This window comes from Amycolatopsis sp. NPDC104863, assembly GCF_055582965.1.
Genome location: NZ_JBVJOW010000006.1, coordinates 346792 through 373498 on the forward strand (window position 1 = coordinate 346792; position 26707 = coordinate 373498).

At 69.4% G+C, this 26707-nt stretch carries 31 protein-coding genes and 1 pseudogene; 12 read left to right on the forward strand and 20 right to left on the reverse strand.

Features of this window, described 5'->3' with window-relative positions; genetic code table 11:
• Positions 1–38: 38 nt before the first annotated feature.
• Both ACZ63J_RS32195 and ACZ63J_RS32200 read right to left on the reverse strand, forming a co-directional pair.
• On the reverse strand, positions 39–311 hold the full coding sequence (locus ACZ63J_RS32195) for a DUF1883 domain-containing protein (protein WP_465399579.1): 273 nt from the start codon (positions 309–311) through the stop codon (positions 39–41).
• A 147-nt stretch (positions 312–458) separates the two neighbouring features.
• On the reverse strand, positions 459–887 hold the full coding sequence (locus ACZ63J_RS32200) for an aldo/keto reductase (RefSeq protein WP_465399580.1): 429 nt from the start codon (positions 885–887) through the stop codon (positions 459–461).
• 190 nt (positions 888–1077) lie between these two features.
• On the opposite strand from ACZ63J_RS32200, the gene ACZ63J_RS32205 reads away from it, so the two are divergent.
• Positions 1078–1692 carry a GNAT family N-acetyltransferase gene (locus tag ACZ63J_RS32205; protein ID WP_465399581.1) on the forward strand — a complete coding sequence of 205 codons (615 nt, stop codon included), beginning with the start codon at positions 1078–1080 and terminating at the stop codon, positions 1690–1692.
• On the opposite strand, the gene ACZ63J_RS32210 is transcribed toward ACZ63J_RS32205, so the two are convergent.
• The 7 genes from ACZ63J_RS32210 to ACZ63J_RS32240 form a co-directional block, all read right to left on the reverse strand.
• The gene (locus ACZ63J_RS32210; RefSeq protein ID WP_465399582.1) at positions 1682–2176 is read right to left on the reverse strand and encodes an NUDIX hydrolase; all 495 of its coding nucleotides are present in this window, start codon (positions 2174–2176) and stop codon (positions 1682–1684) included. The two genes, ACZ63J_RS32205 and ACZ63J_RS32210, sit on opposite strands and share 11 nt — an antisense overlap.
• 57 nt (positions 2177–2233) lie before the next feature.
• Complete coding sequence (locus tag ACZ63J_RS32215) at positions 2234–2383, reverse strand: hypothetical protein (RefSeq protein WP_465399583.1); 150 nt, start codon at positions 2381–2383, stop codon at positions 2234–2236.
• Between the two features lie 200 nt (positions 2384–2583).
• Complete coding sequence (locus tag ACZ63J_RS32220; protein WP_465439725.1) at positions 2584–3426, reverse strand: phosphotransferase; 843 nt, start codon at positions 3424–3426, stop codon at positions 2584–2586.
• Positions 3423–4301 carry a GNAT family N-acetyltransferase gene (locus ACZ63J_RS32225; protein ID WP_465399585.1) on the reverse strand — a complete coding sequence of 293 codons (879 nt, stop codon included), beginning with the start codon at positions 4299–4301 and terminating at the stop codon, positions 3423–3425. Before ACZ63J_RS32225 ends, ACZ63J_RS32220 begins: the two co-directional genes overlap by 4 nt.
• Positions 4302–4387: 86 nt before the next feature.
• Positions 4388–4546 carry a hypothetical protein gene (locus ACZ63J_RS32230; RefSeq protein ID WP_465399586.1) on the reverse strand — a complete coding sequence of 53 codons (159 nt, stop codon included), beginning with the start codon at positions 4544–4546 and terminating at the stop codon, positions 4388–4390.
• Positions 4547–4566: 20 nt separating this feature from the next.
• A complete protein-coding gene (locus tag ACZ63J_RS32235; RefSeq protein ID WP_465399587.1) occupies positions 4567–5667 on the reverse strand; it encodes a radical SAM protein in 1101 nt (366 codons plus the stop codon).
• 19 nt (positions 5668–5686) lie between these two features.
• On the reverse strand, positions 5687–6448 hold the full coding sequence (locus tag ACZ63J_RS32240) for a TauD/TfdA family dioxygenase (protein WP_465399588.1): 762 nt from the start codon (positions 6446–6448) through the stop codon (positions 5687–5689).
• 161 nt (positions 6449–6609) lie between these two features.
• Here ACZ63J_RS32240 and ACZ63J_RS32245 point away from each other — a divergent pair, with 161 nt between their 5' ends.
• Positions 6610–7059, forward strand: a complete 450-nt coding sequence (locus ACZ63J_RS32245) for a hypothetical protein (RefSeq protein WP_465399589.1) — start codon at positions 6610–6612, stop codon at positions 7057–7059.
• 76 nt (positions 7060–7135) lie between these two features.
• Here the strand turns inward: ACZ63J_RS32245 and ACZ63J_RS32250 are convergent, their stop codons facing one another.
• The gene (locus ACZ63J_RS32250) at positions 7136–7768 is read right to left on the reverse strand and encodes a hypothetical protein (RefSeq protein WP_465399590.1); all 633 of its coding nucleotides are present in this window, start codon (positions 7766–7768) and stop codon (positions 7136–7138) included.
• A 354-nt stretch (positions 7769–8122) separates the two neighbouring features.
• On the opposite strand from ACZ63J_RS32250, the gene ACZ63J_RS32255 reads away from it, so the two are divergent.
• Positions 8123–8551 carry a hypothetical protein gene (locus tag ACZ63J_RS32255; RefSeq protein WP_465399591.1) on the forward strand — a complete coding sequence of 143 codons (429 nt, stop codon included), beginning with the start codon at positions 8123–8125 and terminating at the stop codon, positions 8549–8551.
• A 50-nt stretch (positions 8552–8601) separates the two neighbouring features.
• Here the strand turns inward: ACZ63J_RS32255 and ACZ63J_RS32260 are convergent, their stop codons facing one another.
• From ACZ63J_RS32260 to ACZ63J_RS32270, 3 genes are read right to left on the reverse strand one after another with little or no spacing between them, the layout of a single operon-like run.
• Positions 8602–9564, reverse strand: a complete 963-nt coding sequence (locus ACZ63J_RS32260; RefSeq protein ID WP_465399592.1) for a C40 family peptidase — start codon at positions 9562–9564, stop codon at positions 8602–8604.
• A gap of 18 nt (positions 9565–9582) precedes the next feature.
• Positions 9583–10659, reverse strand: a complete 1077-nt coding sequence (locus ACZ63J_RS32265) for a replication-relaxation family protein (protein WP_465399593.1) — start codon at positions 10657–10659, stop codon at positions 9583–9585.
• A gap of 20 nt (positions 10660–10679) precedes the next feature.
• Positions 10680–13190, reverse strand: a complete 2511-nt coding sequence (locus tag ACZ63J_RS32270) for a type IV secretory system conjugative DNA transfer family protein (protein ID WP_465399636.1) — start codon at positions 13188–13190, stop codon at positions 10680–10682.
• 80 nt (positions 13191–13270) lie between these two features.
• On the opposite strand from ACZ63J_RS32270, the gene ACZ63J_RS32275 reads away from it, so the two are divergent.
• Positions 13271–14131: a YwqG family protein gene (locus tag ACZ63J_RS32275; RefSeq protein ID WP_465399594.1), complete on the forward strand. Its 861-nt coding sequence runs from the start codon at positions 13271–13273 to the stop codon at positions 14129–14131.
• 35 nt (positions 14132–14166) lie between these two features.
• Here the strand turns inward: ACZ63J_RS32275 and ACZ63J_RS32280 are convergent, their stop codons facing one another.
• The 5 genes from ACZ63J_RS32280 to ACZ63J_RS32300 all read right to left on the reverse strand — a co-directional run bounded on the left by ACZ63J_RS32280 (position 14167) and on the right by ACZ63J_RS32300 (position 20577).
• A complete protein-coding gene (locus tag ACZ63J_RS32280; RefSeq protein WP_465399595.1) occupies positions 14167–15954 on the reverse strand; it encodes a VirB4 family type IV secretion system protein in 1788 nt (595 codons plus the stop codon).
• 6 nt (positions 15955–15960) lie between these two features.
• The gene (locus ACZ63J_RS32285) at positions 15961–16998 is read right to left on the reverse strand and encodes a PrgI family protein (protein ID WP_465399596.1); all 1038 of its coding nucleotides are present in this window, start codon (positions 16996–16998) and stop codon (positions 15961–15963) included.
• 12 nt (positions 16999–17010) lie between these two features.
• A complete protein-coding gene (locus tag ACZ63J_RS32290) occupies positions 17011–18948 on the reverse strand; it encodes a hypothetical protein (protein WP_465439709.1) in 1938 nt (645 codons plus the stop codon).
• A gap of 232 nt (positions 18949–19180) precedes the next feature.
• A complete protein-coding gene (locus tag ACZ63J_RS32295) occupies positions 19181–19504 on the reverse strand; it encodes a pilin (protein ID WP_465399598.1) in 324 nt (107 codons plus the stop codon).
• Positions 19505–19611: 107 nt separating this feature from the next.
• The gene (locus tag ACZ63J_RS32300; protein WP_465399599.1) at positions 19612–20577 is read right to left on the reverse strand and encodes a sigma-70 family RNA polymerase sigma factor; all 966 of its coding nucleotides are present in this window, start codon (positions 20575–20577) and stop codon (positions 19612–19614) included.
• A gap of 240 nt (positions 20578–20817) precedes the next feature.
• Here ACZ63J_RS32300 and ACZ63J_RS32305 point away from each other — a divergent pair, with 240 nt between their 5' ends.
• Positions 20818–21714: a hypothetical protein gene (locus tag ACZ63J_RS32305; RefSeq protein ID WP_465399600.1), complete on the forward strand. Its 897-nt coding sequence runs from the start codon at positions 20818–20820 to the stop codon at positions 21712–21714.
• A gap of 29 nt (positions 21715–21743) precedes the next feature.
• Positions 21744–22751: a TRM11 family SAM-dependent methyltransferase gene (locus ACZ63J_RS32310; protein WP_465399601.1), complete on the forward strand. Its 1008-nt coding sequence runs from the start codon at positions 21744–21746 to the stop codon at positions 22749–22751.
• A 136-nt stretch (positions 22752–22887) separates the two neighbouring features.
• Here ACZ63J_RS32310 and ACZ63J_RS32315 read toward each other — a convergent pair whose 3' ends face one another.
• Complete coding sequence (locus tag ACZ63J_RS32315) at positions 22888–23019, reverse strand: hypothetical protein (protein ID WP_465399602.1); 132 nt, start codon at positions 23017–23019, stop codon at positions 22888–22890.
• Between ACZ63J_RS32315 and ACZ63J_RS32320 the strand changes: the two are divergent.
• The 5 genes and pseudogenes from ACZ63J_RS32320 to ACZ63J_RS32340 form a co-directional block, all read left to right on the forward strand.
• Positions 23006–23134: pseudogene (locus ACZ63J_RS32320) on the forward strand (VUT family protein); the annotation flags it as partial. The gene ACZ63J_RS32315 and the pseudogene ACZ63J_RS32320 overlap by 14 nt on opposite strands.
• 109 nt (positions 23135–23243) lie before the next feature.
• Positions 23244–24116 carry a deazapurine DNA modification protein DpdA family protein gene (locus tag ACZ63J_RS32325; RefSeq protein ID WP_465399603.1) on the forward strand — a complete coding sequence of 291 codons (873 nt, stop codon included), beginning with the start codon at positions 23244–23246 and terminating at the stop codon, positions 24114–24116.
• Positions 24109–24297, forward strand: a complete 189-nt coding sequence (locus ACZ63J_RS32330) for an excisionase family DNA-binding protein (RefSeq protein WP_465399604.1) — start codon at positions 24109–24111, stop codon at positions 24295–24297. The genes ACZ63J_RS32325 and ACZ63J_RS32330 overlap by 8 nt, the downstream gene beginning before the upstream one ends.
• A 78-nt stretch (positions 24298–24375) precedes the next feature.
• Positions 24376–25581, forward strand: coding sequence for a site-specific integrase (locus ACZ63J_RS32335; RefSeq protein ID WP_465399605.1), 1206 nt, complete (start codon positions 24376–24378; stop codon positions 25579–25581).
• A gap of 263 nt (positions 25582–25844) precedes the next feature.
• Positions 25845–26072: a hypothetical protein gene (locus ACZ63J_RS32340; protein ID WP_465399606.1), complete on the forward strand. Its 228-nt coding sequence runs from the start codon at positions 25845–25847 to the stop codon at positions 26070–26072.
• Here the strand turns inward: ACZ63J_RS32340 and ACZ63J_RS32345 are convergent.
• Complete coding sequence (locus ACZ63J_RS32345) at positions 26069–26362, reverse strand: hypothetical protein (protein WP_465399607.1); 294 nt, start codon at positions 26360–26362, stop codon at positions 26069–26071. The two genes, ACZ63J_RS32340 and ACZ63J_RS32345, sit on opposite strands and share 4 nt — an antisense overlap.
• A gap of 146 nt (positions 26363–26508) precedes the next feature.
• Here ACZ63J_RS32345 and ACZ63J_RS32350 point away from each other — a divergent pair, with 146 nt between their 5' ends.
• Entirely contained in the window at positions 26509–26658 is a 150-nt protein-coding gene (locus ACZ63J_RS32350; protein ID WP_465399608.1) for a hypothetical protein, read from the forward strand.
• The last annotated feature ends 49 nt before the right edge of the window (positions 26659–26707 follow it).

Sequence of the window (26707 nt, forward strand, 5' to 3'; positions counted from 1 at the left end):
CTGCGCACCCGTTGACGTGCGCGGGTGCGCAGCGCGCCTCACAGCTTTTCGTTCACCTGGACTTGGGTTCGCGACAGGGGTGAGGTCAGCCCGTGGACGTCGATGACCACGACCCAGTGTCCGTTCGACGGGATCGTGAGCTTGAACATCGGAGTGAGGGCGACACCGCCGAGCATTTTGTAGAATTGCTTTTTCTGGTAGGCCCGGAAATTCGCCTTGGTCATGAGCCTGACGTTCGCCGACTCCTCCAGCAGAACGGTCACCACGGCATCTTTCCGGACGGCTCCGAGATCGAAAACGCGCGACTGCATGCCTCCCCCTCTGCGCCTTCGAAAGACGTCAGGCTGCCGCCGCTTCTTGACCTGCAGGCCTCTCCGGATCAGTCGGCCGCACGGTCGATGTTGTTACTGCGGTAATTCCGCGCGGTGAATCGTTGATGCATAGGTGGACGAGGTCGATTAACTGTTGACAGCACGTGGTGTTGGAGACCGTTTCACGCTTTCTCGGCTGTGGGGCTGTCGCGCGCGAACGTGGTATTGCGGGTTCTGGTGCAGTGTCGCGAAGAGGTTCGCTGACCGGCGCGCCTGCGCGGTGCGCTCGAAGCCGAACTTGGTGGCCAAGGCCACGTCGTCGCGGAAGTCCTTCACCGCCTGCCCGAGCATGAGCTCGTTGTTGCCGGTGCCCCAGCCGTAGATCTCGGCGGTGTCGAAGAAGGTGACACCCACGTCGCCCGCGGGATGCAGTCCAAGCTGGCGCGCCGGCTGGCCGGACGGGTTCGCAACCGGGGCGCTGTGCTGCTTGCTGCCGGTCCGTGGCCGGGCGCGGATCTCGAGTTGAGCGTGGCGAACCGCCGGTGGCGTGGTCTTACCGCCGATGGCTTCGGGCACCTGAAGTTCAGTGACATCGTCGCGACTCGTCGCGGCCGCGGCGCCGCGACCCGTCCGAGCACCGTCGCCTTAAAGCTCCCAGGTCCCGGCGGTGCCGTCGCCGCCTGCGAGGAGTCGGCTGGCCGTGGACTGCGTGAGGTCGCAGGATGACCTTCACGCCGAGCGGGCCAGGACCGTCACGAGGCGCCGGATGATCGGCGATGCCGCGCGCTCGGGTGCGCGCGGGGAGTTCGGCGCATTGATCCCAGTCCGGCCGGCGGCCAAGGAGATCGAGGCGTGCTTGCGTGGTCACTGGCTCACCCTGGATCTCTACGACAAGCTCGCGCCCTTCAGCCAGCGCTACCGCCTGCACGGCTGGCTGTGCGAGGTCTGCCGCGGTCATGAAGCGTGCGAACCGGATGCTCGGCGCCTCGCCGAGTGGGCGCTGCTCAACGTCACCGTCCAGCACGCACCCGACGCAGCGCCGAACAGCGGGCTCGTCCTGGTTGCCCATCCACCGGCCGCGGGAACGCTAGCGGGTCGGATTGAGCTTCGCCTCGACGGCGGCGAGGTCGGCGCCGCGACGGTGAGTCCGTATGGGAGGTGCCGGACGGCGACCCTCGACTATGTCCACGTCGCTGCCGAGTACCGGCGTCTGGGCTTCGGTCGCACGCTGGTGGCGGCCGCGGTGGCTCGGGCGCCGTCCTACCGGTGGACTGCGCCGCTGCCGGACGGACCGGTGGCGCAGTCCGTCCGCGCCCGAATCGCCATGCGCCGCGCCGGTCCGCCGTGTGCCCACGTCGGAGCCGCAGAGTTCAGGCGATGAGGGCCAGGGGAGCGAGCGGGAAGCGATCGTCGAGGATCGCCTGCAGGAGATCCGGCAGCTCGGCGGGCAGGAGCTTGTCGCGGCACGACACGACCGCGGCAGCTGACCACCAGCGGCGTTCGATCAATCCGGCGCGTTCGTTGGCGGTGTGCCGGAGGGCGACCTGCGGCGTGTCGTGGTCGGTGTGGGCGAGGTAGACGTGGTCGAGGCGGTGGTGTTCGCGGCCGCGGTAGGTGAAGCGGCTTTCGCGGGTCCAGAGCTTGCGGCCGATTTCGTGGAGGATGAGTCCGGTTTCTTCGGCGATCTCGCGGCGGGCGGTGTCCTCGAGTTTCTCGCCGGGGTCTTGGCCGCCGCCGGGGAGTTCCCACCAGTGGTGGCCGGGGTCGTCGGGGTCGCGGGCGTGGATGAGCAGGACCTCGTTGTCGCGGTTGAGGAGCAGGACGCGGGCGCCGACCCGCAGGGCCGGTTCGCTGGCGACGGTCATCCAGGTGGTCCTCGTGCTCGGCGGCTGGCATGGCGGCCGGGCACGAGCACTCCAAGTTCAGAACAGCGTTGCCTCGCGGTCCGCGGCCGGGTCGGAGGTTATCAGCGGTCCGGTCGTGGTCAGCGTCAGTTCGACGGCGAGTCCCGAATGGTCCGTGAGCGCCGGGTCGCCGTGGCGGGTGTCGTGGATGTACGAGCAGCGCGTCACGTGGTCGAGTAGCGCGGTGGAGGCGTGGGCGTGGTCGTAGCGGTAGCCGAGCTCGGCGCGGCGGGCCCAGCTGTGCTCGACTGCAGTCGGGTGCAGCGTGCGGAAGGTGTCGGCGAGGCCGCGGCGGACTCAAGCTCCGGCGATTTCGCCGGCGAGAGGGCCGAATCGAAGAATGCTGGCAGCTGGCAAGAAGCGGATGCTCATCTGCGCGAGTCGGACCGACGATGGGCCCGCCATCGAATGGCGGCATCACGAAGCGCGAGCTTCCACGGGCGAGGATCGTCTTCGGCGATACGTGTCCAGAGGCGGGCATTGATGGTGACGAAGGTGTCCAGACCGGCTGGGGGTACCCGGCTCCAGGCCGGTAAGGATCGACCCCATTCCTCGGCGGCGGCCGGCGTGTGGCCCTCGGCGATGAGCCAGAGCGCCAGGCACGCGGGGTCGATCCACGTGGCGCCGAGGGTGGGCCAGGCCCAGTCGACGAGCCAGGCGCGACCGTCGCTGATGACGATGTTGTTCGGGTTGAGGTCCGTGTGCAGCAAGTGCTCGCCGGCCAGCAGCGCGAGGTCGGCCTCGTCGGCGAGACCGGCCCATCGTTCTTCGATCCTGGGAAGCGACATCTCCGATGGAGCGAGTTCGCCCAGCTGCGCGAGGGTGCTGTGCAAGACGGGCAAGTCGGGGGAGCCGGGGGTGAGCTCGGCAGCGCGGCCGGGGAGGTAGTCGAAGCCCAGCAGGTTCCAGCCACCGGCGTCGAGCTGCCAACGCAGCCGGGGCGCGACGCCGGTGGTGTGCGGGGCGATCATGGCCTCGCGCTGCTGACCGCGGATACGAGGATGATCGCTAGGCATCGCCTTCAGGAACACCGCCGTGTCGGCGGCGCGCAGCACGCCGGCGAACGTCGAGTTCAGCCCGCTGTTCACCGGCTCGACGTGGTCGATCTCTCCGATCTGGGCCTCGATCGCCGTGCGCGCAGCTCGTGGCAGGGCTTCGAAGGTGACACGATCACGGGTGCCCATGGACGCTGCCGGGCCGGGGCGGGTCACGCGGGCACCGCACAGGTAAAGCCGAGCGTGGCCAGCCCGTCAGAGCAGAACAGCCGCTCCGACGGCTGCCCTGCAGCAACCTGCAGCATCTGGTAGCGCGCGCCGTGACGAGCGCCCCAGGCCACGGCGGCGCGCCATAGCGTGCGGCCGTGGCCACGGCCGCGGTGGCCGGGAGCGACCCCGAAGTACTGCGGCAGCAGCACCGGGGATCCGTCGCGGTCGGGCATCACGGCCAGCGGCCCGATCGTGCCGACGACCTTGTTGTCGTCGATCGCGGTGAGGATCGGGCCGTCAACCTGGCCGGCACGCCAGCGGCGGTGCAAAAACCCGAGGCCGACGTCCGGTAGCTGGTCGGCCAGGTGAGCGAAGGTGGCCTGAACGTGCGGCGGGCACGTGTCGAGCTCGCGGATGGTCTCGTCCGTCGCGGTGAGAACGCGGTCGCTGGAGAAGTTTTTGAGCAGGAGCCGTGTCACGGCGGCGACCTCGGTTTGCGGCGGTTCGGGGCTGAACCAGAGAACGCGGCCGGTCGTCGCGCCGTAGCTTGCGCACCAGCGGCGTGTCGCCGCGCGGAGGGCGACGGTATCGGGTGTGGCCGGGCTGTAGACGTGGGTTTTGATCATGCCGGTTCCGCGGCGGGACAGCGTGGGGATGATCGTCAGGTCGGGGCGGTGGATGATCTCGGCGACGAGAACGGTTTCGGACTTGCTCGTCGACCAGCGGCGCTCCTTGTCGAACGGCAGCATCTCGCCGGTGCGCGCCGCGGCGACGACCTCGTCGAAGATCTCAGGCACGAGCGTATCCGGGTGCACCAGCCCCAAGGTGGGGACAACAGGCACGTGCAGCACGCTGCGCAGCCAGCGTGGACGGAATCGCATCTCGGCACGTTACCTGGCCGCTGTCTGCCTCCTGGTGACCGCCGGCGCGGGACACGCCGAGGGTCACCAGGAGGGTGGAGACGGGCTCAGTACGGGTTGTCATCGCCGGCGTTGCAGCTGCACTTCGACGACTCGACCAGATCGTCCAGGCGCTCGACGAACTCGATCTCAGCCGGCCCCTGCGGCACGGGGATGGTGGCGCCGTCGGAGTCGCGTCGCTTGAGCGGGACAAGGACTGCGGGCATGGTTTCCTCCTTTCGGTTCTTCAGTGCTGGCAGTAGGTGCTCAGCGGTGCTTTTGCCTTCCGGTAGAGGGTCACCAGCGGCATGCAGGTGCCGCAGCTGCCCTGCAGTTGGCAGCCCGTGCAGCCGCCCCGGCGCAGCAGCAGCCGGTCGGCGATCCCGCCGAGGCGGGTCAGGCCCGCGAGGCCCTCCTCGATCAGCGGGATCTGGGGGTCGCGGCCGACCTTGCAGATGCTGGCCATGCCGTGCGGGTCGACGTGGAAGAACGTGTGGCCGGCGTTGCAGCCGGTGAACGGTTTCCGCTTGCGCAGGTACTCCTGCGACTGCGCGGGCAGGCTTTCCGCGCCGCCGTAGATTGTGGGCGACATGTTCGAGAACACATGATGCGGTAGCTGGTAGCGCTCGGCCAGGGCCTTCATCGCGTCCAGCTCGTGGGCGTTGTGCTGGGTGACGATCAGGTTCAGGTTCAGCGGCAGTCCCGCTTCGTGCGCGGCGGCCAAGCCGCGGGAGAACTTCGCGAACGACCCGCGCCGTCGGGTGAGCCCGTCGTAGGCCTCCGCGGTGGCGCCGTAGACGCTGATCGTGAGCCGATACGGCCGGTACCGCGTCAACAGCTCGAGGATCTCCGGCTTTGCCAGCCGCGAGCCGTTGGAGGAGATCGACAGCATCATCCCCAGCTCGTACGCGCGCTCGTAGACCGCGGTGAACAGCTTGTCGATCAATGGTTCGCCGCCGGTGAGCTGCAGCCACAGCACGCCGGCGTCGGCGAGCAGCTGCAGCAGCCGTTCCCGGTCCGGCCAGGACAGCCCGTCGAACCGCTTCAGGCCGAGGTAGCAGTGCTCGCAGTCGTAGTTGCAGCCCAGATTCAGCTCGTAGGACGCGCGACCATAAGCGTGGCCGGACGGCGTCCGGACCAGCATCACGTCGGCCAGCCGTCGGTCGGCGAGCTCGAGGCCGGGCCAACGGTGACGCGCCGCGTCGACCAGCCAGCCTGGACATCGGCCACCCTCTACAGCGGAGGTCAGCTCGTTCCACAACCGCGGCGGTAGCCGGATTCCTGATTCGCTGCCGGGGCGCAGGACGAGGTAGTCGTCGAGGAAGGGGCTTGCGATGAGCTCGAACACGGAGAACTCCTTCTCGCGGCTAGCCGATCGGCTGTCGGTTGGTGAATCCGGCGGGGATCCGCCAGCTGGAGTGCGGGTCAAGGTGGATCCGGTACACCGTCCGCGGACCGGTGAACGCGCTCCGGCCATGCAGCCACCGCCGGTTGTTGACCACGTAGCCGCTGCCGGCGGCCGCGGGGACGGTGACGGCGTGACGGTCGATGACGTCGCCGAGCGGGGCGATCCACCGCTGCGTCCGGGGCGCGAAGCGCGCTAACTCATCGCGTCGCAGCCGCAACCCCACAAGCCGGCCGGGGCCGGGTTCGAAGACGTTGGCGACGATCCCGGCCGCGGCGCCGAAGTAGGCGCCGCGGCGGGCCGACAGGTCGGCGAGCGCGGTGGGAGCGGTCGTGGCCAGCTCGTCGTGGACGGCTTCGCCGTCGACGAGCACGTAGTCCCCGCCGCGCTCGGCCGGCTGTCCGCACACGGCCATCACCAGGAGCGGGGGGCGAGGCCGATCGGAGCAGTCGGTGTGGGGCGCCAGCGCCTGCCGACCGAATCCGGCTTGCCCAGCTGGTGGCCGGATCAGGCCATGGTCGACCAAGACAGTGATTCCCGAGGGGTTGCTGTCCCGGTGCGGCACCGATTGGCCGAGCCGGGCAGCCAGCTGCAGGAAGTGCTGCTCGCTGCGCACGCCGTCGAAAAACGCGACTCCGTGCTGCGCCAGGACCGCGGCCAGCTCACCGACGCCGCCGACCGCCGCCACGTCGACGCGGCATTCCGACAGCATCGTGGCGAGCATCCGGTAATCCCTTCGAATCGGGTGGAGCTGCTGGTCCGAGCAAGCACACCGGGCGCCGGCACGCGCCGTCCACTGACAGATCGTCAACTCCGGGAGCCGCCGACGCCGCGATCTCACTGCTACGGTCTGTTACGCGCTGTGTCGGTGAAGCAGGGGAGCTGGTGCTGGTGGCGGAGTCCGGATACCCGGTGTCGATCAAGGGCGTGCTGGTGTGGATCGACGGTGACCTTTCGAACGATGCCGCTCACGCCGATGCCTTTGGTGCTTTTGCCCATGGCGTTCACGACGACTTGCTTGCGGTCCACGCGGCTGGGCATGTCCCGGCTGGTGTTGAGATCACGATCAGCGCGTCCACGATCAGGCCTCTGTTCGGTGACGCCCACGTCATCTGGTTGCTGGATATTCGAATCGCCGGGTTGTCGGCGGCCGGGGACGTTGCCGCACGCGATGGCGTCGTGGTTGAGACACTGGCCAGTCTCGATCGGCGGGGCGCTGCGCAACTGCCGCCTGATGCGCCCGAATTCTACGGCGGCCGTTTGTTCTTCGTCGATGCCGACGGTCGTTCGGTCCACAGTCGAACGCACCGCCTGCGCCCGCCTTCGGCGTTGTAGCTGGTGGGCTTGAAAGGTTGCGGTCCGGTCGCCTTCCTGGCCACCGGACCGCAACTGGCTTCAACGCTGGCCGAGGTCAGCTGGAAGCGAACCGTTTCGGTGCTTCGCACGTCTTGGTAGCCAACCCTTTGGAAACGAGCTTCTCCAAAGCGTTGTTGACCGCCCCGCTCGAACGCCCCAGCTCGGTGCCGATCTTGGCGGGACCGAACGACTGGCCGGGGCGGTCGTACAGGAACATCTTCACCAGGTCGTAGAGTTGGCCCTTTTGCAGTCGTTCCTTCTTCGGGCCGGCCAGGGCCGGATCTGCGGGAGTCGCGGCATCGGAGAGCCTGGTCGCGTCGAGCTCAGGCGAGACTGACGGCTCGTCTTCGCGCGACAGGTCGTTCGCGGCGAGGACATCGACTTCCGACCCGCTAGCTGTGTCAGCACCCGCTTCGGTTTCCCCGTCGTCCTTCCTGTCGTCGGGCTGGTCACCGTTCGCTGTCCACGTGATGGGGACAGATTGGTCCTTGCTGCTCGTGCGGATCACCAGACCTTCCTTCGCCCACCGGGAAAGGATCTTCGTGGCGGTGGAGCGTCCGACTCCTGCCGTGGCGGCCAGGGCCGAGGCTGTCGCGCCAGGGTTGTTCTCCAGGGAGCGTCGGACCTTCTGCTCTGCAGTTTCGGGCTTCGTCTCGTTCTGCTTGCTGTTGTTGAGGTTCTGGGGCATGACGGACTCCATCTTCCAGTTGAACCGGTGGGCGTCGCCCGCCGGTGCGCATCCGGTCGTTCGGGCTACGCGTCCATGGACGCTCCGTCAGGCCTCCCGTGTCAAGCGATTGTCCAAACAAGACACACGTATGGGCTGGAATGGTTGCAGGGTGCGGAACCATGGGATCCCGGCAGATGCTGTCGAACCTGGCGCGGCGGTCGAGTTAACCCCTCGATTACGCCATCCGGGTGAACTAGTGTTGCTGGGCTAACCCCATGGATCAGGTCCGGCGTGCTGATCACGGACCCGAACGGCCGGGTTCCGTTGTGACCGGCCGACGCATGACATCAACCAGAGATAGGGAGTCCCGCTGTGCCGAAGCTCCGCACCCGTCAACGGGCGAAAGTTGCCGCTGTCGTGGCAACCGCCGCGGCCACGCTCGTCGTGGCGGCGCCCTCCGCGATCGCGGCGGATCCCAGCACCAACTTCTACCTCGAGTACGGGAACAGCACCGCCTCCGGCAAAGTCCGCTGGCACCAACGGTCCGCCGACATCGACTACACGCTCAAGGCCTATGGCTGCCGCGACCTGCTGTCAATCGGGTATGACGGTAGCGGCAAGCAGGTCGCAGGACCTCTCGCGCACGCATGCAGCACCACCTACAGCCACACCATGACCTTGTATATCAACGTCCAAGGCGGTCCTGCTCGGATCGAGCTCGACTTGCTCGCGCCGGGCTTCTCTCATCCGGTGGACTGGGTTCTTCTGTACCGACCGCCCAGCGCCGCCACGACGTCCTGATCCTCGCGGTAGGCCGTGGTTATCTCCCCATCCCTGCCCGGACGGTGAGGTCATCTGGCTGCGGCTGGTCTTGTTGAGCCGACGTAGTCGTCGCCGCGCCACCGGTACGGCTCGACCTGGACAGGCTGGCCGAAGTCGGGCGCGTCGATCATGTTCTCCCCGCCGATGTACAGGCCGACGTGGTGGACGCGCCCGGCGGTCGCGTAGAAGACGAGGTCGCCCGGAAGCAGCGGGGCGCCGGCGGGCACGTGCGGTCCGGCGGCGTACTGCTCGCGCGAGGTCCGTGGCAGCGGGATGCCGGCGGCGCCGTACGCGGCTCGGGTCAAGCCGCTGCAGTCGAACCCGGCGTCGCCGTCCTCGGGGCCGTTGCCGCCCCACACGTACGGCAGGCCGCGTTGCCCGCAGGCGTAGTTGATGGCGGTGAGCGCGGCGGGCGTCGGCGCGGCGATGTTCGCGCAGTCCCCGCCACCGATGTGCTCGCAGGTCACTCCGGCGACCGCGGCGACGATGGCTTCGGCGTCCGCTTGGTGGCGGCCGTACGCTCCCGGCGTCCCGGACCGCTGGACGGCCTGGGCGGTGTCGTTGAGGCTCATCTGCTGCCACCCGGACACGGCCTGCAGGTGCCGGTAGAACTGCGTTGCCGCGTAGGTCGGGTCCATGACCTGTGCAGGTGTGCCCCAGCCCTGGGAGGGGCGCTGCTGGAAGAGGCCGAGGCTGTCCCGGTCGCCGTGATCGAGGTTGCGCAGGGTGGATTCCTGGATGGCGACCGCGATGGCGATGACCCACCCGGGCTCGGCGACCTGCAGCTGCTTCCCGACCGATGCGATGATCGCCGCATTGGCGAGCTGATCAGCCTCGTAGCCCGGCACGGTGCCGGTAGCCGTTCCGCTGGACGGGCAGGTCGTGCTGCCGTCGCCGGTGAACGCGGTGACGACGGCCTGCGGCACGGCTCCCAGCAGCACCGGAAACATCGCGAGCACAACGGCGACGCCGACTGCGATCTTCGATCCCATGACGCACTCCTCGCGTGATCAGGAGCCGGGACGGTGAGTTCGGCTGGGTGTGGCCTCCGGTGGTGCGGGAGCGGGCGGCGGTAGCCGATAGGCCGAGGCCTGCCCGGACGTCGAGGCGATCCCGTCGTCAAGGTCAGGCGACGTCCCCGGAGTCGAGGCCGGCCAGGCGCGTATCAGCTGGCCGAGCTCGTACCGCGGGGAAGTCTGCTTCGGGGACTTCGCGCCGAGCGGGAGCCAGACCGCGTCGGCCGGGCTCGGGCAGACTGCGCCCGGGTCGAGGAGGTCGGCGGCCGCCGTGGCGACGGGAACGTCGGCGGTCTGGTCGAGGTCGACGTGGATGCGGGCGAGCGCGGAACGGACGCCGGCCTCGCGGCGGCTCGTCGGCAGCCAGAACAACACCGGGGTCGCGATGCCGGTGGAGTCGGCGAGCCGGGCGTAGGCGAGCAGCTTGCGGGCGACCTTGGTCAGCGACTCGCTGCCGGTGTCGAACTCCAAGAAGAACTCGAGCTCGTCGGCCGGGCTCCGCCAGCGGCCGTAGGCGTCAGGGATGACGAGGTCGCCGAAGTGGCGGGCGCAGCGGATCTCCGACCACCACGCTGTGACCTCCTCCCGGGCTCGAACAAGGTCACGACGTCGGCTACGCGCGATCAACGAGGTGAAGAAGTCGCCGACGCCGACGGTGTGAGCGAGGCGCTGGTTGTGCGCGATGGCCATCGCGCGGTCGTGCCGGTAACCGAGGTCCTTGACTTCCAGGCCGTGCTCGGCGGCCAGGACGGCCGCGCCGGCGGGGCCGAGGACGTAGTGCATCGGCGCCGATCCGAGCTGGCGGAAGGGCTGGAACCGGCTGACGGCGCGCCAGAGGTACAGCTCGCGCAGACGTTGACGGGTCGAGCGACCGGACGGGAACGCGGCGTCCTGGATCTGGGCGGAGGTCAGGACGCGGTGCTCGAAGAGCAGGGCCAGCAGCCATTTGTCCCGGGCGGTGAGGCGGCCCGCGAGCGCTGCCTGGTGCTCGACCGAGCTGGCCATCCGGGCCACCGAGCGGCTCGGAAGGTGTTGCCGGAGCTGGCGCTGACGTGTCGTTGTGGTGATCAACAGAGCCTCCGAACTGGACGTCAGAGCTGGGCACGACGGGGGTCGGTCTTCCGATCCCGCGTCGGCCGAGTCGGCGGAGCCGTGCTGCCCGCGGGCCTCGACGGCGACGGCCGGGATCTGCGGAGGGCCGCACGGATCTCCTTGGCACGGCCCGGAACAGCGGGACGCATCGGCGAAGTGACCATCGTGAACGGCTCGGTTTCGGCGCCGTTGACGACGAGCCGGGCGCCGACGTGATAGACGCCGAGGTGCGCGAGGTCGTGTTCGGACAGCCGCGGCGCGGTGTGGCGGGCGAGTTCGCGGGCGTCCTCGGGGGAGGCGTTGAAGAAGATCTTCGACCGGGCGTTGGTCGAGATGCCTTCCTTGAGCTCGCGGGGGAGCTGACCGAGGTGCTGGTGCGCGAGCGTCATCGCCAGCCGGAAGCCGCGGGCTTCGGCGAGCATGTCCTCGATCGGGTAGGGCAGGTTGAGGAAGTTGTGGCACTCGTCGATGACCAGCGAGGCGTCCGGACGTTCGCGTTGCGGAACGCGGGCGCGGCCGGTGGTCGCCTGCCAGGTCCGCGCGACGACCAGGGACCCGACGAGCCGGGTGGTTTCGTCGCCGAGGGATCCTTTCGGGATCCGGACCAGGCAGATCCCGCCCTGGTCGAGGACCTGGTGCATGTCGACCGTGGACCGGCCGCCGGCGATGGCGTCCTTGACGAACGGGCGCAGCAGGAAGGCACGGAGCTTGTTCATCAGCGGGGAGATGACCTGGCTGCGGCTGGACTCGGTGAGCTCGTCGTACCACTCCCAGAACCCGGCGAGCACCGGGTCGGTCAGGCCGGCGGTGATCCGCGTCCGGAAGGCTTCGCTGGTCAGCAGCTTGGGCAGGTCGGCGAGCGTGGGCACGCTTTCCTGCGCACGGAGGGTCAGGCAGGCGGCGCGCATGAGGTCGTCGGTGCGCGGGCCCCAGAACGCGGAGTACACGCGGCGAAAGACGGAGACGAGGTTGTCGACCTCGCGGTCGGTCTCGCCGCCTTCGAGCGGGTTGAGGCACGGCGGCCGTTGCCGGGAGTCGGCGTCGAAGAGGACAACCCGGTCTGCAGCTTCGTGCGGGAGGCGGGATAGGACATCGGTGACGAGGTCGCCCTTGGGGTCGATGAGCACGATGCCGCGGCCCGCGTCCGCGTCGTCGAGGATCAGGTTGCCCAGCAGCGTCGACTTCCCGGAGCCGGTGGCGCCGAGCACGTGGAGGTGGTGTCGGGCGTCCGGCACGCGCAGCCCGATCGGGCGGGTGTGGCCGCTGTCGGCGACGCCGAGCGGCTTGACCTCGGGTCCGGGCACCGCGACGCCCGGCGGTGGCGCGACGGCCTTGGCGCCGGCACGCTCGATGCCCGGGATCTCGGCGTCGACCGGCAGGTGGGCGAGCGCGGCCAGCTCCGGCACGGACAGCAGGTCGCCGCGGTCGAGGCGTCGGGTTCCGAGAGCTTGAGCCGGGTGACGAAGGCGGACTCGGTGGAAGCGGTTGTGCTCGGTGTAGGCGGCGAAGCTCGCGGCGAGGGCGTGCGCACGACCGCGGGCTGTGTCCCGGGCCCGGCGGATTTCGGCGTCGGCGGCGTCGGCTGCGAGATGGGTGGTGACGGCGTACCGGACGACAGCCTCGTACTGTGAGCCACGTTGCATGCCGACAATCGCCCTGTTCTGCGCCGAGTACTCCAGCGACAGCTGCGGATCCTGGCTGATCCGCCGCGCATCCCGCGTCCGCCCGGAACGACCTGCCGACGCACCCGGCGTCACGAGGTCGAGCAGGTGGCCACTGAGTCGACCGGACGTACCGGCATGAACTCGCCGGGCGGCGCGCCGAGCTCGGCTGACCCGTCGGCCGGTGACCGGCCGGGCGAGGATCTGCACGCCGGCGTACTCGTCGCGGCCGAGACCGACCGGCGCGCCGAGCAGGCCGCGGATCGGGTCGGCATCGAACCCGGTCCGGATCGGCAGCGCTTCGGGTCGCGCAAGCCGCAGCTGTCCGCCGACGGTGACCGTGCGCCGACCGGCCTTGGGCTCGGGCAGCGGCGAGTCGGCGGGGACGGTTCGGGTGTGGGCGCCGGGCCAGGCGGCTTCGATCGCGCGCTCGACCAGGCCCGGCGGGATCACGCCCGGAACCCACAGCCGCAGGGTGACGCCGTGTTCGGAGAACCGGTACTCCCAGGCCAGGTGCGGCTGACCGGTGAACCAGCGTCGCCAGCTCGGCCGCAGCAGCCCGACGAGGTTGGACCACAGCAGGACACCGCCGGCGGGATCGACGGTGGGCGGCGCGAGCACGGTGACGCACCGCGCGTCGGCGAGTAGCGCGTCGTGGCAGCGGGCTCGCCACCACCTGCGGGCGGCAGCTTGCCCGGCGACGACCACGGCGAGCGCCGGCACAGCGACCGTTCCCCAGCGCAGCGCCCACTCGACGACTCCGGCGAGTAAGTCGTGAAGGGCAGTCCAAGGATCGGTCAGATAGCCGCCGACCCACCCTCGGCGGGGTCCGAATGCGCGTCCGAGAATCACAAGCTGACCTCCGTGATCGCAACGGGTCTCCGAAAGGGCGCCCGATTTGTCGGTGGGCGCCGGTAGGGTCCGCGTCCGTGACTTCCACCGCAGTTCCTACCGACAATGGCAGCGAGATCCCCGGCATCGCCGAACTCGCTCGTACCGCCACGCGCCTGCACCCGGCGCCCGGCGCACCCACAGCTCGCGACAGCCACATCGGGGGCCCGTTGTGGTGGCCCGCCGACGAGCCATGGCCGCGCTGCGACGGACGAATGCCCACCTCCAGCGGGAGACCTCAGGAGGGCTGGACAGCCGAGCACGAGGTCGACGGGCCGGTCGCGCTGGTCGGCGCGGTCCAGCTTTTCCGCCGCGACTTCCCCGATCTGCCCTTTCCCGAGGGCACTGACCTGCTGCAGGTCTTGCTTTGCCCGAACGAACACGAGGGCCGCGTTTCGGGCTACTACTACGGTCCGGCGGCCCACCTCGTCTGGCGCGCGTCCGCCGAGGTGACCGAGCTCGCCGGGCCACCTCCGCAGCCGGCGAGCGTCGGCGGTGAATTCGTTCCCCGACCCTGCGTGTTCACGCCCTGTCAGGTCGTCGAATACCCGGCGCTCGACGAGCTCCCGGACGAGATCAAGCTGACTTTGTCCTTTGTAGATCCGGGCGGGTTCGTCGACGACGACTACGAGGGCTGGCCCAAGGTCGGCCAGGGCAGCAAAGTCGGGGGTTGGGCTTTCTGGTGGCAGAGCAGTCCGTCGAAACTCGACTGCGAGGACTGCGGCGCCGGTCTTCGTCTTCTGCTCTCGTTGCACACCTACGAGCACAAGGACGAACTGTGCTCTTGCGAGCAGGACCAGCTGGATCCCGTCGGGTGGGAGTTCGGCAGGCAGGGAGCCTTGAACGTCTTCGCCTGTCCGAACGACGTCACCCACACCTTCAAGCTGCACATCGACTGAAGTGCACGACGGCCGGCTTGGACCAGATGACGTGTTCACAGCTCCACCCATTCCGGGCTCGCATCCGCGTCCGGCAGAGCCGACAGGAACTCTGGGTCGGTGGTGACGAGGACGTCTTCGGCCGGCGACGCGAGCGCCTGGAAGGCGAGCCACTCGGTGCCGGAGCCGAGCAAGCCTTGGCCGCGGTCGGCGGTGAGCAGGAACTGGCGCTGGCCTTCGGAGAGGTTGAAGGTCGCCGCGATCTGGTCGATCGCCTGTGGAGACTGGCGCAGTAGCACGGAGGTGGCGGCGTTCGCCACGATCGCGCGGCCAAGCTCGCCTCGCAGGAAGTCCTCGATGTCCTGGCTGGCGACGGTGAGCCCGGCCCAGTGCTTGCGGAAGGTCTTCGCCATCCGGTGCAGGAACTTCGCGCCCTCCGGTGACTGCATCAGCAGCCACGCCTCGTCGACGACTACCAGCCGCCGGCGCCGATCAGCCGGGTTCGACACTCGCCGCCAGACCGCGTCCAGCGTCAGCAGCGTGCCGATCGCTTTGAGCTCGTCGGGCAGATCCCGCAGGGAGAACACGACGAGGTGCCCCTCGGGCGTCGTGGTGGTCGGGCCGGAGAACAGGTCGGCGAAGGCGCCGTCGACGAACGGGTGCAGCCGAGCTGCGAGCTCCGCGCCGTCTTCGGTGACCGTCAGGGTGTCGCGGAGGTCGCGCATCAGCGGCGCCGGCCGCGTCCAGGTCCGCGGGTCGTCGGTGATGCCGGCGTTCGCGTAGGTCGCGATGAGCGCGGTGTCGAGGACGGCGCGGTCGCCGGCGGTCAGCTCGGTGCCCAGGCACACGGCGAGCACAGTGTGCAGGAACAGCGCGCGCCGGTTCAGCGCGTCCTGCGGCGCGGTTCGCCGTCCAGAGGCCGTGGTGTGGATCGGCAAGTCGAAGGGGTTGAGCCGGACGCCGCCGGCGCCGAGGTGGAGGTAGGCGCCGCCGACCTGGTCGGCGAGGCGGGCGTATTCGTCCTCGGGGTCGATGACGAAGGCCTGGATGTCCCGGTACAGGCTGCGCAACGTCTCGAGCTTGACCAGGTAGGACTTGCCGGAACCGGATCGGCCGAGGACGACGGCGTTGTGGTTGTCGCAGGCGAACCGGTCCCAGTGCACCAGGCCTTGGGAGCCGACGTTGTAGCCGTAGAGCACACCGCTGGGTGAGGTCGACGTCGGATCCGTGACGGGCAGGTCCGGTGATGTGAAGGGAAATGCGGCGGACGCGGCGGCAGTGTCGAACGTCCTTTTCAGACCCAGAGAGTCCAGCCCGAGCGGCAGCGTGGTGACCCAGCCTTGCAGCGACCGATATGTGGCGGGTTTCGCGTCCAGCAGCAGCGACGCGCACAACGACCGTAGCGCCGAAACCTCCTCGGCGAGCGCCTGCTCGTCCGGAGCGTGGATGGTCAGGTAGAGGCCGAACTTGAACAGCCGGCCTTCGCCGCGGGCGATCCGTCGGGACAGGTCGGCGGCGTCGTCGGCCGCGGCGTCGAGGTCGGGGTCGTCGAGCTGGTCGTGCCGGGCGTGGTGGCGTCGTGAGGACTCCAGCCGAGCTCGCTGTTTCTTCAGGCCGCTGGCCGCGGTGACGGGGTCGACGGGCTGGACGTGGACGGAGACGTCGAGGCGGGCGGGGTAGGTCAGCAGCGGGGCGAGCCAGCCGGGGTAGACCTCCTGCGGGTAGCCGGTGACGCCGAAGGAGGCGACCCACTCGTTGCCGACCTCGAGATGCCGTGCGCCGATCGACAGCGAGTCCGGCGTGAACGTCGCGGCCGCCGAGCCGGATTGCCGGGTGCGGGACATGTCCGCTCACCTGCCTTCGAATTCGTCGTAGACGGTGCCGGCGGTCACGATGTCGCCGGCACCGGCCAGCGCGGCCGAGGGCGGGATGAAGGTGTCGGGGTTGCACGCCGCGGCGAGCACCCCGGTCGCGGTCACGGCGTCCAGCGCGGTGACGACGATCCCGGCGGCGGTGAGCAGCTCGACCGCCTCGTTGAGGCGCCGGACGAGCCGCTGCTCGGCGGCCTGCCGCGTGGCCCGGTCGGCCGCAGGAGCTGCGGGACGGCGCCCCAGACGGCCCAGAGTCGAGCTGACACTGTCGACGACCGCGGGACGCGTCGGTTCGCGCAGCACGAGCAGCACTTGGCGTCGCAGCAGGTCAGCGTGCTGGCCGAGCTGGGCGAGGTAGTCCGCGTGATCCAGCGCGGCGACTTCGAGCGCTGGGTGGGGGAGCCCGCCGGCACGGTCGCGCAGCTCGGCGATCTGCGGGGCGAGGTCGAGCCGCTCTGCACGGACCAGGAACTGCACCGGCGCGGTCAGCGAATGGAGGTAGCGCGCGAACGAGCTGACGAGCGCCTCCTGCTCGGCGGGCGTACGGAGCGAGAAGTTGACCGTCGAGCACGCGGCGATCACCGCAAGACCGTCATCCCCGAGGTCGACGACGCCGGCGCTCATCCCGCTGTCGACGCCGCGCGCGGGCAGCTCCAACGGCGTCGGAGCCACGTCCTCTCGCGCACGCTCACCGGCGAGCCAGGCGGGCACCGGCCCGACACCTTCCGGGGCGGAGACCTGGTGGCGCGGTGTCCAGCGCTGGCGGATCGCGTTCAGCAGCAGCCGGTCGAGCGCGACGCCGTCGCGGCGGCCGAGCGCGACCACCGCGACCGCGAGCCCGATCGGGACCGCGACGAGCAGGAACAGCAGCGGTGGGAGGACGCCGCGGGTGGCGCCGTAGAGGGCGTAGAGCAGCAGGCCGGTGACGCCGAGGATCGTCAGCTGCCGCGCGGTGAGCGGCCCGAGCACGCGGTCTGGGCGGTCGACGTCGGCGGGAATGCGCACGGGACGGGACATCAGCTCGCTACCTCACTTCGACTTGGGGCGGCGACGCCGCGGCGGCAGATCCAGCGGCAGGGGCAGCTGCTTGCCGGCCGGCTTCCGCGCCGGCGTGGAAGCTGTTGGGGTCTCTGGCTTCGGCTGACGACGGAGGCCGAGCGGGAGCGGGTACTGCCCGGACGCGAGCGGCTTGTTCCCGCTGAAGGCGTCGGGTGCGGGGCGGCGATGAGCGCGCGCCGCGCGGTTGATCCGGCCCGCGGGAGTGATCAGGCCTGGTCCGGTCTGCGGTGCGCGGGGACTGCGGCCGGGATCGCCGAGCTCGTCGGCGAGGCTGCGCCGCGCGGGTTGGGGAGTCTGCGGCGGCAGGTGGATCGGCAGCATGCCTGCGCTCGGCGCGATCAGCGCGTTCGGGAGCTTCGCCGGCGGACGCGCGTTACGGCTGATCCGCCCGTCCGGCGTGAGGAGACCCGGTTGCCGTGGCGGCCGAGTAGTCGGCGTCGGCGCCGCGAGGTCGTCGGTCAGCGTGCGCCGCGGAACTCGGTCAGGATCGCGTCGCACGGTCATCGGCAACCCGAGCTGGTCCGCCGGAAGCGCGTTCGGTAGATCCTTCAGCGGTAGAGCGCGCGGGTTCGGCCGGACCGTCGAGTCACCGTTGCGCTGAGTGAACAACGACAGCTGGCCCAGGCCTGGTTTTCCGTCGAGCGCGCCGGCGCGGGGAAGTTCGTCCCATCCTCGCCGCGCGGTCGGCGCCCGGCTGGTGGTGCGCCGCACTTTCATCGGCAACATGAACTGCCCGGACCGCGTCGCCGGCGGATCCGGCGGCGCGCTCGGCCCGCCGGTTCGTGCTCGCGACGTGCCGCGGCCGGCTGCTGCTCCGGCGAGCAATCCCATAGTTTTGTAGGCGATCGCACCGCGCGCGATCCTGCCGAGCATGGAGCGGCGGCCGGCGCGCAGCGGGGCAAGGAACCAGAACGGAATTTTGATCAGCACGTACATCAGCGCGATGCACAGCAGCAGGTTCATCAGGCTCGAGATCGTCGGGCCGAAGAGCGTGAACCCGCCGGGCGCGAAGAAGACCTTCACGGCGACCACGAGCGTCAGCGACTGTCCGATCTGGATGGCCAGCACGCCGCCGCAGCCTTTCCACCAGAGGTAGGCGATGCCTTCGGTGTGGGGGAGCGCGTGGAACATCAGCGCGATCGGCGCGGCAGCGATCAGCAAGATCGTCACCATGACCCGGACGACGAAGACGACGAGAAGGACCAGCAGCATCGCGACCAGGCCGAGCCCGAGGATGCCGAGGAAGATGCCACCGCCGCGCAGCGAGTTCTGCACCATCGTGATCAAGCTGCTGGTCATCGCGGCGGGATCGGTGCCCTCGCCGAGTACCGCGGCCGAGAGCGCGTTGGCGATCTGGATGCCTTTGGTCACCAGGAACAGCGACAGCGTGCCGGCAAGGAAGCCGGTCACGAGCCGGGGTGCGAGTTCCTTGACCGTGTAGTGGGCCTGCAGAGTCTGGTAGCTCATGATGATCAGCCCCGCCAGCAGCACGAGGATCACGTAGGCGCTGAGCAGGATGTGCCATGAGCTGGTCCACACGGCGCCGAGGCCGGGCAGCTGGTCCGGCTCCGGCGTGGTCAGCAGCGTCTTGCCGAGCAGCTCGAGCAGCGGGTTCAGCCCGGCGGCGACGACCGCGGCGAACATCGCGCTCGCGGCGACGACCATGCAGCCGGTGAGGTCGGTCAGCCCGCACTCCGCGCCGTCGTCATTCCCGCCCGGTACCGGAACTGGCGGAGGCGTGCTCGGAACGAGCGTGGACGGCTGCGGGATGCAATTCGATCCCGGGCACGGCGCCTCGGTGTTGCCCGGTGCCGTGCAGCCGGGTGCCAGGGAACCGGGGAAGCACAAGGGTGGTGCCGGCAGCGTGGTGATCGGAGGCAAGGGCGTCGCCGGGATCGACGGCACCACCCTCGTGCTCGGAAGGTGACAGGCCGGCTCGACCGAACCGGGCGTGCAACCTGGGTTGGGTGGGAGTGGCAGCGGTGGTTGAGCTGGATCAACCTGGGCCGCGGTGGCCGGCTGCGGCCCGGCCGTGGCCGAGCCGACGGCGACCGCGCAGAGCACGGTCGTCAGCAGCGCCGCCAGGACGACGAGCCAGAAGACGCGCCGATCTCGACGCGTTGCGCGGGCGGACATCGCTTCACACCCCGCCGACGATCGTCTTGAGGATTTCGACGACGAGCGGCGCGAGCGCGGCGAGACCGAACCCGATGCCGGACGCCTTGAACGCGCCCTTCGCCTTCTCGACTTCGCCCGGGTCACTGGACGCCAGCAGGTAACGGAGCCCGCCGATCGTCAGGAACACGAGGGCGACGCCGGCGAGGATGCCCATGACCCAGGCGCGGATATTCGAGAGGACCTGGTCGACGGACTGCGCGAGCGCGACGTACTGCACGGTCTCCGCGCGGGCGGTGGAACCGCTCAGCAGAAGCGCAGCGGCGGCCAGCGTGCAGCCGAGGAGCACGACAGGTCGACGACGCGGTCGCGCCGTAGAAGTCGGAGCTTTCGGCACAGAACTGGAGCTGCGGCAGCTCGTCTCGCGAGCCGAAGCACGGCCGGGGCGGCATGAAGTCAGTCGCATGAGGACGCCTCCTGAACGGCGCCCGGCTCCGAAGTGGACCGGGATGGACGAGGACGCGTTCGCGTCCCGCGGTCACCAACTCCGGATTTCGGCAGGTGGGGAGACACCGGTCGGCGCGCCTTTTCTGCTTCGCGGGCGCCGCTCGGCCTCCGAGCGCGGCGCGCTTCCGGTCGGGCCGTGGCGTTGTCCTCGCCGAGGGCAATCAGGTGAGCGGCGAGCTTGCGCTCGGCGCGGTGCCGGGCTTGCTGGGTCGCCTTGTACGTCTGGCCACGGAGGCGGGCGGCGTCGGCCAGCGACAGCTCGCCGAACCGGGTGTCGCCGATCAACGCCGCTTCCGCGACGGTCAGCGCACCGGCTTCGACCGCGGCGAGCAAGACGAAATCAGGGTGCCCGCCGGTGTGCTCCGGTCCGGGCGCGCGAGCGCCGAGATCGGCGACCGGTGCCGCGGCGTCGAGTGCTTCGCGCAGGGCTCGGTGGCCGGCGCGGTACGCGGCCCAGCGCAGTCGGACGAGGATGGCCGGCCGCGTGAGGTCGACCTGGGGGAGGGCTTCGAGGAATCCGGTCAGCACCGCGGCGTGGATGTCGTGGACGTCGCCGCGGAATCGGCTGGTCAGCTTGGCCGCTACCGGCAGCAGCACGGGCAGCGCCAGCCCGACGCACGCGAGCGTCCACGTGCCACCTTCGGCGCGGGACCTCGTCACGAGCGCGGTCCACACCGCGTCCCGCGTCTGCTGTGGACAGCCCTTCGCGACGGTCAGCGCGCCGACTTCATCCAGCGGCACCAGCCGCGGCGGCAGGCCGCGCACCTGGCGGCCGTCGAGGGAGACCGGGTGCGGGCCGGTGATCAGCCAGGCGAACGCGGCGCGGGCGGTGTCGAAGACGCCGGGCTCGCCGCCGCGCGGGCGGGCTGGAGCTGGCCGGGAGGTGGACCTTTGCGGTATCGAGGGCTGATTCATGGCGGCACTCCTGAACGAGCGGAAGGTGACGTCGTCAGGAAGCCGGGCGGGGCGCCTCAAAACCGGCTCAAGCCCAGGTCAGAGCCGTGTCAAGACCGTTTCAAGAGCGTGTCAGACCTACGACGCAGTCGGATCCGGCGCGGCAGTGTCTCTTGCCGACCTCGTTCTCGGAGTTAGCCGGCGACAGCGCAGAAGCCGCCGACGTCAACGGTTGGTGGCCCGCCTCCGGAGGTTCCGCTCGTGACCCGACGCACGCCGTCTTCGGCCAGCCGACCGTCCAATCGCGACGACTTGTCCCGTCCACGTCGTACTCGTCCTGCCAACGGCGTCCCGTATCCCGGGGCTCCCGATCCCGCCGGTTCGGGCGAGCGGCCACCCGGCTCGACGAAGACGGCCAAGCGCGTGGACCGCGCTCGTGGCCTGACACCGATCCCGCCGACGGTGTGGACTGCCGGTCCCGACCCGATCGACCCGTCAGCCGCCTGGCCCGCGCCGATCATCGAAGCGATTACGACCAGCTTCTCTGCGCCGGGAGACCGAGTTGTGCTCGCGCCATGGCCAGAGCACGCGGGCGTCGTCACTGATATCGCTGACGGTGGCGAGTTGGCCATCGCACGCGAGGCCGTCCACGCGATGAGCCGTCATGCTGCGGTGGCGGAGCTCGCGCCGTCGACCTCTTCCCCGGTCGGCGAGACGGAGGTGACGGACCGCGACGCGCCGCGCGAGTCAGCTGCGGCCAGCTTGGTCATCACCTCGATGCCGCCGCAACGCGAAGCCGATGGCTCGGCGGAGAAGCTGGCGATCGCCGCAGCACGAGCGCTCGCCTACGGCGGCGTCCTGGCCGTCTACACCCACAGCGACTGGTCGACCGGCCGGCTGACCGACCCGTCCGGTCCGATGATCGCCGCCGCGCAGAACGCGGACCTGCTGTACCTCCAGCACGTCGTCACGTTGCTGACCCCGATCCACGGTGGCCGCCTGCAGCCGATGCCTGCGTCGCATCGGCCGACCGGCGACGGGGTGGCCCTCGACGGACAGCCGCTCGTGCCGCCGACGGCACACGTGCGCGCGCACGGGGACGTGCTCGTCTTCGCACAGGCCCACGCCGATGCCGCGCACCCAGAAGAGCTCCGATGACCAGCCGACCGAAGGACAGGTGCACCGCCATGACCACCACACCGCCGTCACCGGCCGACGAGCCGACCATGCCGCTGTCCCGCGCGTTCATCGACGCCCTCGACCACACCCCTTCCGCCGAGACATCGACGCACGACGACGAGTTGCCGGTGTCGGTGTGGGCGACCGCACAGACCTCGCCGGCCGCGCAGCGCAAAGGCCGGTACGTGCCGGAGTCGACCGCGCACCCGGCCAAGATGCTGCCCGCCGTCGCCGCGCACGCGATCGAGCACTACACGCGGCCGGGGGAGGTGGTGCTGGATCCGATGTGCGGAATCGGCACCACACTGGTCGAGGCGATCGACCTCGGCCGCCGCGCGGTGGGCGTCGAGTACGAACCGCACTGGGCTGGCATCGCCCGGGCGAACCTGCGCTTCGCCCGCGAGCGCGGGCGCGACCACGACGGCCAGGTCGTCCGCGGCGACGCCCGCCAGCTGGCGACGCTGCTGCCGGAGCCGTACGTCGGCCAGGTCGCGCTGGTCGTCACCTCGCCGCCGTACGGGCCGTCGGTGCACGGCCTGGTCAAGACCGACCGGGAACCCGGTGTCGACAGGGTCAGCAAGCGCCACTACCGCTACGGCAGCGCGCTCGACCGCGGCAACCTCGCCAACATCGGACACCACCGCCTGCTGGCCGGCTTCACCCGCATCCTCACCGCCTGTTCGGGCGTCCTGTGTCCCGGTGGCCACGTGGTGATCACGGTCCGGCCGTGGCGTGAGCACGCCGAGCTGATCGACCTGCCTTCCCAGGTCGTCGCCTGCGGCGTCGCGGCGGGCCTGGTTCCGGTCGAACGATGCGTCGCCTTGCTCGCTCGCGTCGCCGATACCGAGCTGGTCGCGCGTGGCAGCTTCTTCCAGCGCGACTTCATCCGCAAGCAGCGTGAGGCCGGCTTGCCGCTGCATTTGATCGCGCACGAGGACGTGATCGTGTTCCGTAAGGCCATCCCACCTGCAGTCGACGAACCGCACGCTGGCGCGTTGAGCAGGCGAACAGCATGACGGCGGCCGTGCTCGGCTACGCCGGAGTGATCCTCGCGGCGAATCTGGTAGCCACATCGGGAGTGACGCTCGATCTGGAACTTCTCACCGTCCCGGTCGGAGCAATTTGCGCGGGGGCTGCCTTCGGGATGCGGGATCACGTGCACGACAAGTTCGGTCCGCGAGGGGCCGCCGCGGCGGTCATCTGCAGCACCGGACTGTCGTGGCTGCTGGCTTCCCCGGCTGTCGCGGCGGCCAGCACGATCGCCTTCCTCGTGTCGGAAGGCATCGACACGCTCTTTTATGCCTGGCTGTTGCGGCGGCGAAGCCGAGCACTGGCGCTAGTCGGCTCTAACGTTGCGGGGCTTGCAGTCGACAGCGTCGTGTTCGTCCCACTGGCCTTCGGGACGTGGGCGGCGGTGCCCGGCCAGGTCGTCGGCAAGGCATTCACGGCCGTGCTCATGGCCGGAGTGCAGGCGACCGCGCGGGCAGCACGGTTTCGGCCGGCGCAGCGTGAAGTTCTATCTGGGAACGCATCAGCCGGCGTGGCTCGCTCAGCCGCTGGGAGTCCGGCTATTCGTCTCGCATCATCGTCTCGCCGGCAGAAAGACGATGCCGCGGGCTCAAGCACCGTGGGCTCTGGACTCCGGCGGATTCACCGAGTTGACGATGCACGGGCGGTGGCGGACCAGCCCGGACGCCTACGTCGCCGCGGTCCGCCGCTACCGCGCGGAGATCGGCCGACTGGACTGGGCCGCGCCTCAGGACTGGATGACCGAGCCGGAGATTCTCGCCCGCACCGCCCTCTCCGTCACCGGCCACCAGCGGCGCACCGTCGACAACTACCTGCTGCTGCGCGAGCTGGCACCCGAGTTGCCGTTCATCCCGGTCTTGCAGGGCCAGACCATCGCCGACTATCGACGCTGTGCCGATCTATACGAGCGGCACGATGTGGATCTCGCAGCAGAACGGCTGGTCGGTCTGGGCAGCGTGTGTCGACGCCAGGGCAGCTTGGAGGTCGAGGCCATCGTGAGGTCCCTTGTCGCGCAGGGACTGCGGCTCCACGGTTTCGGAGTCAAGACTACTGGGCTCCGTCGCTTCGGCGACGTCCTCGCGAGCGCGGACTCGATGGCCTGGAGCGCACGCGGCCGCCGTGAACCTGGTTGTGCGCCTGGGCATCGAAGTGAGGCGAATTGCTTGCCGTACGCGTTGAGGTGGCGTCGCAAGATCGTTGACGGCTTGGCCGCCGACCGTCGCGTATCCCGGCAACAGCCGTCGGCGACCTGTGCCCGTCCACCTCGTGCACGCACGAACAGGAAATTCGGCCGCGTCGCGCCGACGCGGCCGCGGCGTAGTCGATCTCCAGGAGGTGCAGCCGATGTGTGAGGAGTCGTTGTCGCGGCGCGCATGGAAGCCGCGGGAGGTCGCAACACAACTCGGTATTCCTTACGAGACTGTGCTCGACTTGATCCATGCGGGAAAGATCAAGTCGCTCAGAGCGGGCCGGTATTACCTGATCCCTGATTTCGAATTAGACCGCTACCTGCACTCGTGTCAGGGATGCTAGCGTCAATGTCGATCAATAGATCCTGCGCGTTCGAAACATCTCGTTCGCGGACCCGAGGGGACTTGTGCTGTGGGCAGGTTGTCGACCGCGATCGGCGCTTATGGCGTCATCAAGGTCGAGAAACTTGCCAAGACAAAGAGGCTCGGTGTGCGCTACCGCGCCAGCACATACTTCAGGGCGGGTGACGGCTCCCTGCGGCGATTGCGTCGCCAAGCTGTTGGTAAAGAGCTGGCCGTCAAGCGACTCAAGGAGGCTCTCGGCGAGCAAGAGAAGAAGGTCACCGAAGATGAGATAAGCCGGTCGACGCGGTTCGCGAAGGTGATGGATCTTTATCTCGAAGAGCTGGAAGAGGAGGCAAGTCTGGGGAATTTATCTCCGACCTCTGTCCGGCTCTACCGGAGCGTCCTCAAGAACTGGGCGGTCGCGCCGGTGGGTCAGCTGCAGTGCTACGAGGTCAACGTCACCCGCTGCAGCAAGGTCATCCGAGACGCCAGGAAGAAGAAGAGCTACGACACGGCGAAGACCTTGAAGGCCGCGATGTCGGGCGCATGCGACTACGCCGTCCGGCACGGCGCGATGGACGAAAATCCGGTCCGCAAGATCGGCCGGATGACACGCAACGGCGGGCAGAAGAAGGTGGAAGCGCTCACCGCCGAGCAGCGCGTCGAGTTGCTCGCGAAGCTCCGGGCGTACGCGCTGACGCGCCAAACCGACGCCCGGGGCCGGTCTCTCGGCCCGCGCGGACAGCTCTGGCTGGACCTGGCCGACCTGATGGAGATCATGCTCGCCACCGGCGTCCGGATCGGCGAAGCGTTGGCGATCCTGGGCACCGACATCGATCTCGACGCGAAGACCGTGGCGGCGACCCATCACATCATCCGCGTCACGGGAGCCGGTCTGGTCCGCCGCCCTCTACGCAAGGGCAACCAGGACGAGCTCATCCTCGGCGTACCGGGCTGGGCCCTGCCGGTTCTGCGACGACGCAAGATCGCAGCAGGGAGCGGACCGATCTTCGCCTCGTTCGCCGGCGGCTTCCTTGACCCGTCGAACGTCATCAACCGGCTGAGCGAGGCGGCGACCGCGGTGGGGTACGAGTGGGTCACCAGCCACGTGTTCCGCAAGACGGTCGGCACCGTCCTTGACGAAGCTGGACTGCCAACTACGGCGATCGCCGATCAGCTGGGCAACAGCCGGCAGGTTGCCGAACGGCATTACCGCAAGCGCCGAGTTGCCAACGCGGCGAACGTCGCTGCTCTGGAGGACATGATGCCCGCGAACCGATGACGTCCGGATTGGATCGGCGAGGCTCGAGGCAGATGACGCCAACTGAGCCACGAAGAGATGTTGTTGGCGTGTGCCGGATGTATCCTAGTCACAGGCGACGTGCTGTGTGGTCGTTCAGCGTGGCCGGGTGTTTGCTTACCGCTTCTGCCTGCGTTCTCGTCCGGGACAGGGATGCGTCTGCTCATCCGTTCGAGTGGGAACAGGGTGACACCTGGTTCGAGTCCTGACTCTTACTCCGCCGGTGTGTTGTCATACAGAAGCCGTTGCAGGGTCTGGCCACGGCTGTCGAAGATCAGGCATGCAGCGTCGCCCGGGAAGACCGCGCGGTGCCGCTGATGGTCAGCGGTCCGGGTACCGACGCGCGCACGGTCGCTGCACCGGTGGCCACGACGCAGATCGCGCCGACGATCCTGCGGCTGCTCGGCCTGGATTCCCGATCGCTGAAGGCAGTGCGCGAAGTGGGAACGCGGGTGCTGCCTGGGCTCGGCTAGGACCCGGCGTGGTCGGCCTGCGCGACTTCGATGCCGTCGTGCAGGTCGGCCGCGCTGTCGAATGCGGTCTCGAGCGACAGCCCGCGACGCCGATGACCAAGGCGCTCAGCAGGGCTGCCGGGATCCGGCTGCGGACGCGCGGTGAGGGCGCCAGGAGGGCCGAGACCCGCTGTGGCGGCGAGGGTGAAGCCGCCGTGCGGGCGGCTGGCGAGGGCGGCCACGTCGGCCCAGTGCTCGAGGGCGAATCCGGCGGCCGAGCACAGCGGCCGCAGCAACGGGTTCAAGCTCACCTGAAATTCACGGACGAGCGCAGAGTTATCCAAACTCTAGGAACGGACAAAACAGTCTTCGGCGTGGATCGTGCTGTTGACGGCCCTCGTGGGCAAGCATCTTCCAGCGGCTTGGATCGGCGCGAGAGGCCGCGGCACTCTGGCAGATGCCGGCGAGCCCGGCCGCCGTCGACGACGTCGCGGGAACCGCGGTGAAGTCGGTCAGCGTGCTCGCGACGAGCGATCATGCTGCACACCGCGCCGGGTTTTCCTGGCCGTCGCCGGCCGGGATCCCGATCGCTTCGCGGGGATCGTGACCGGTACGCCGGAGTAACGACGGCCGGGTTCCCCGCGACCAGTAGTCAT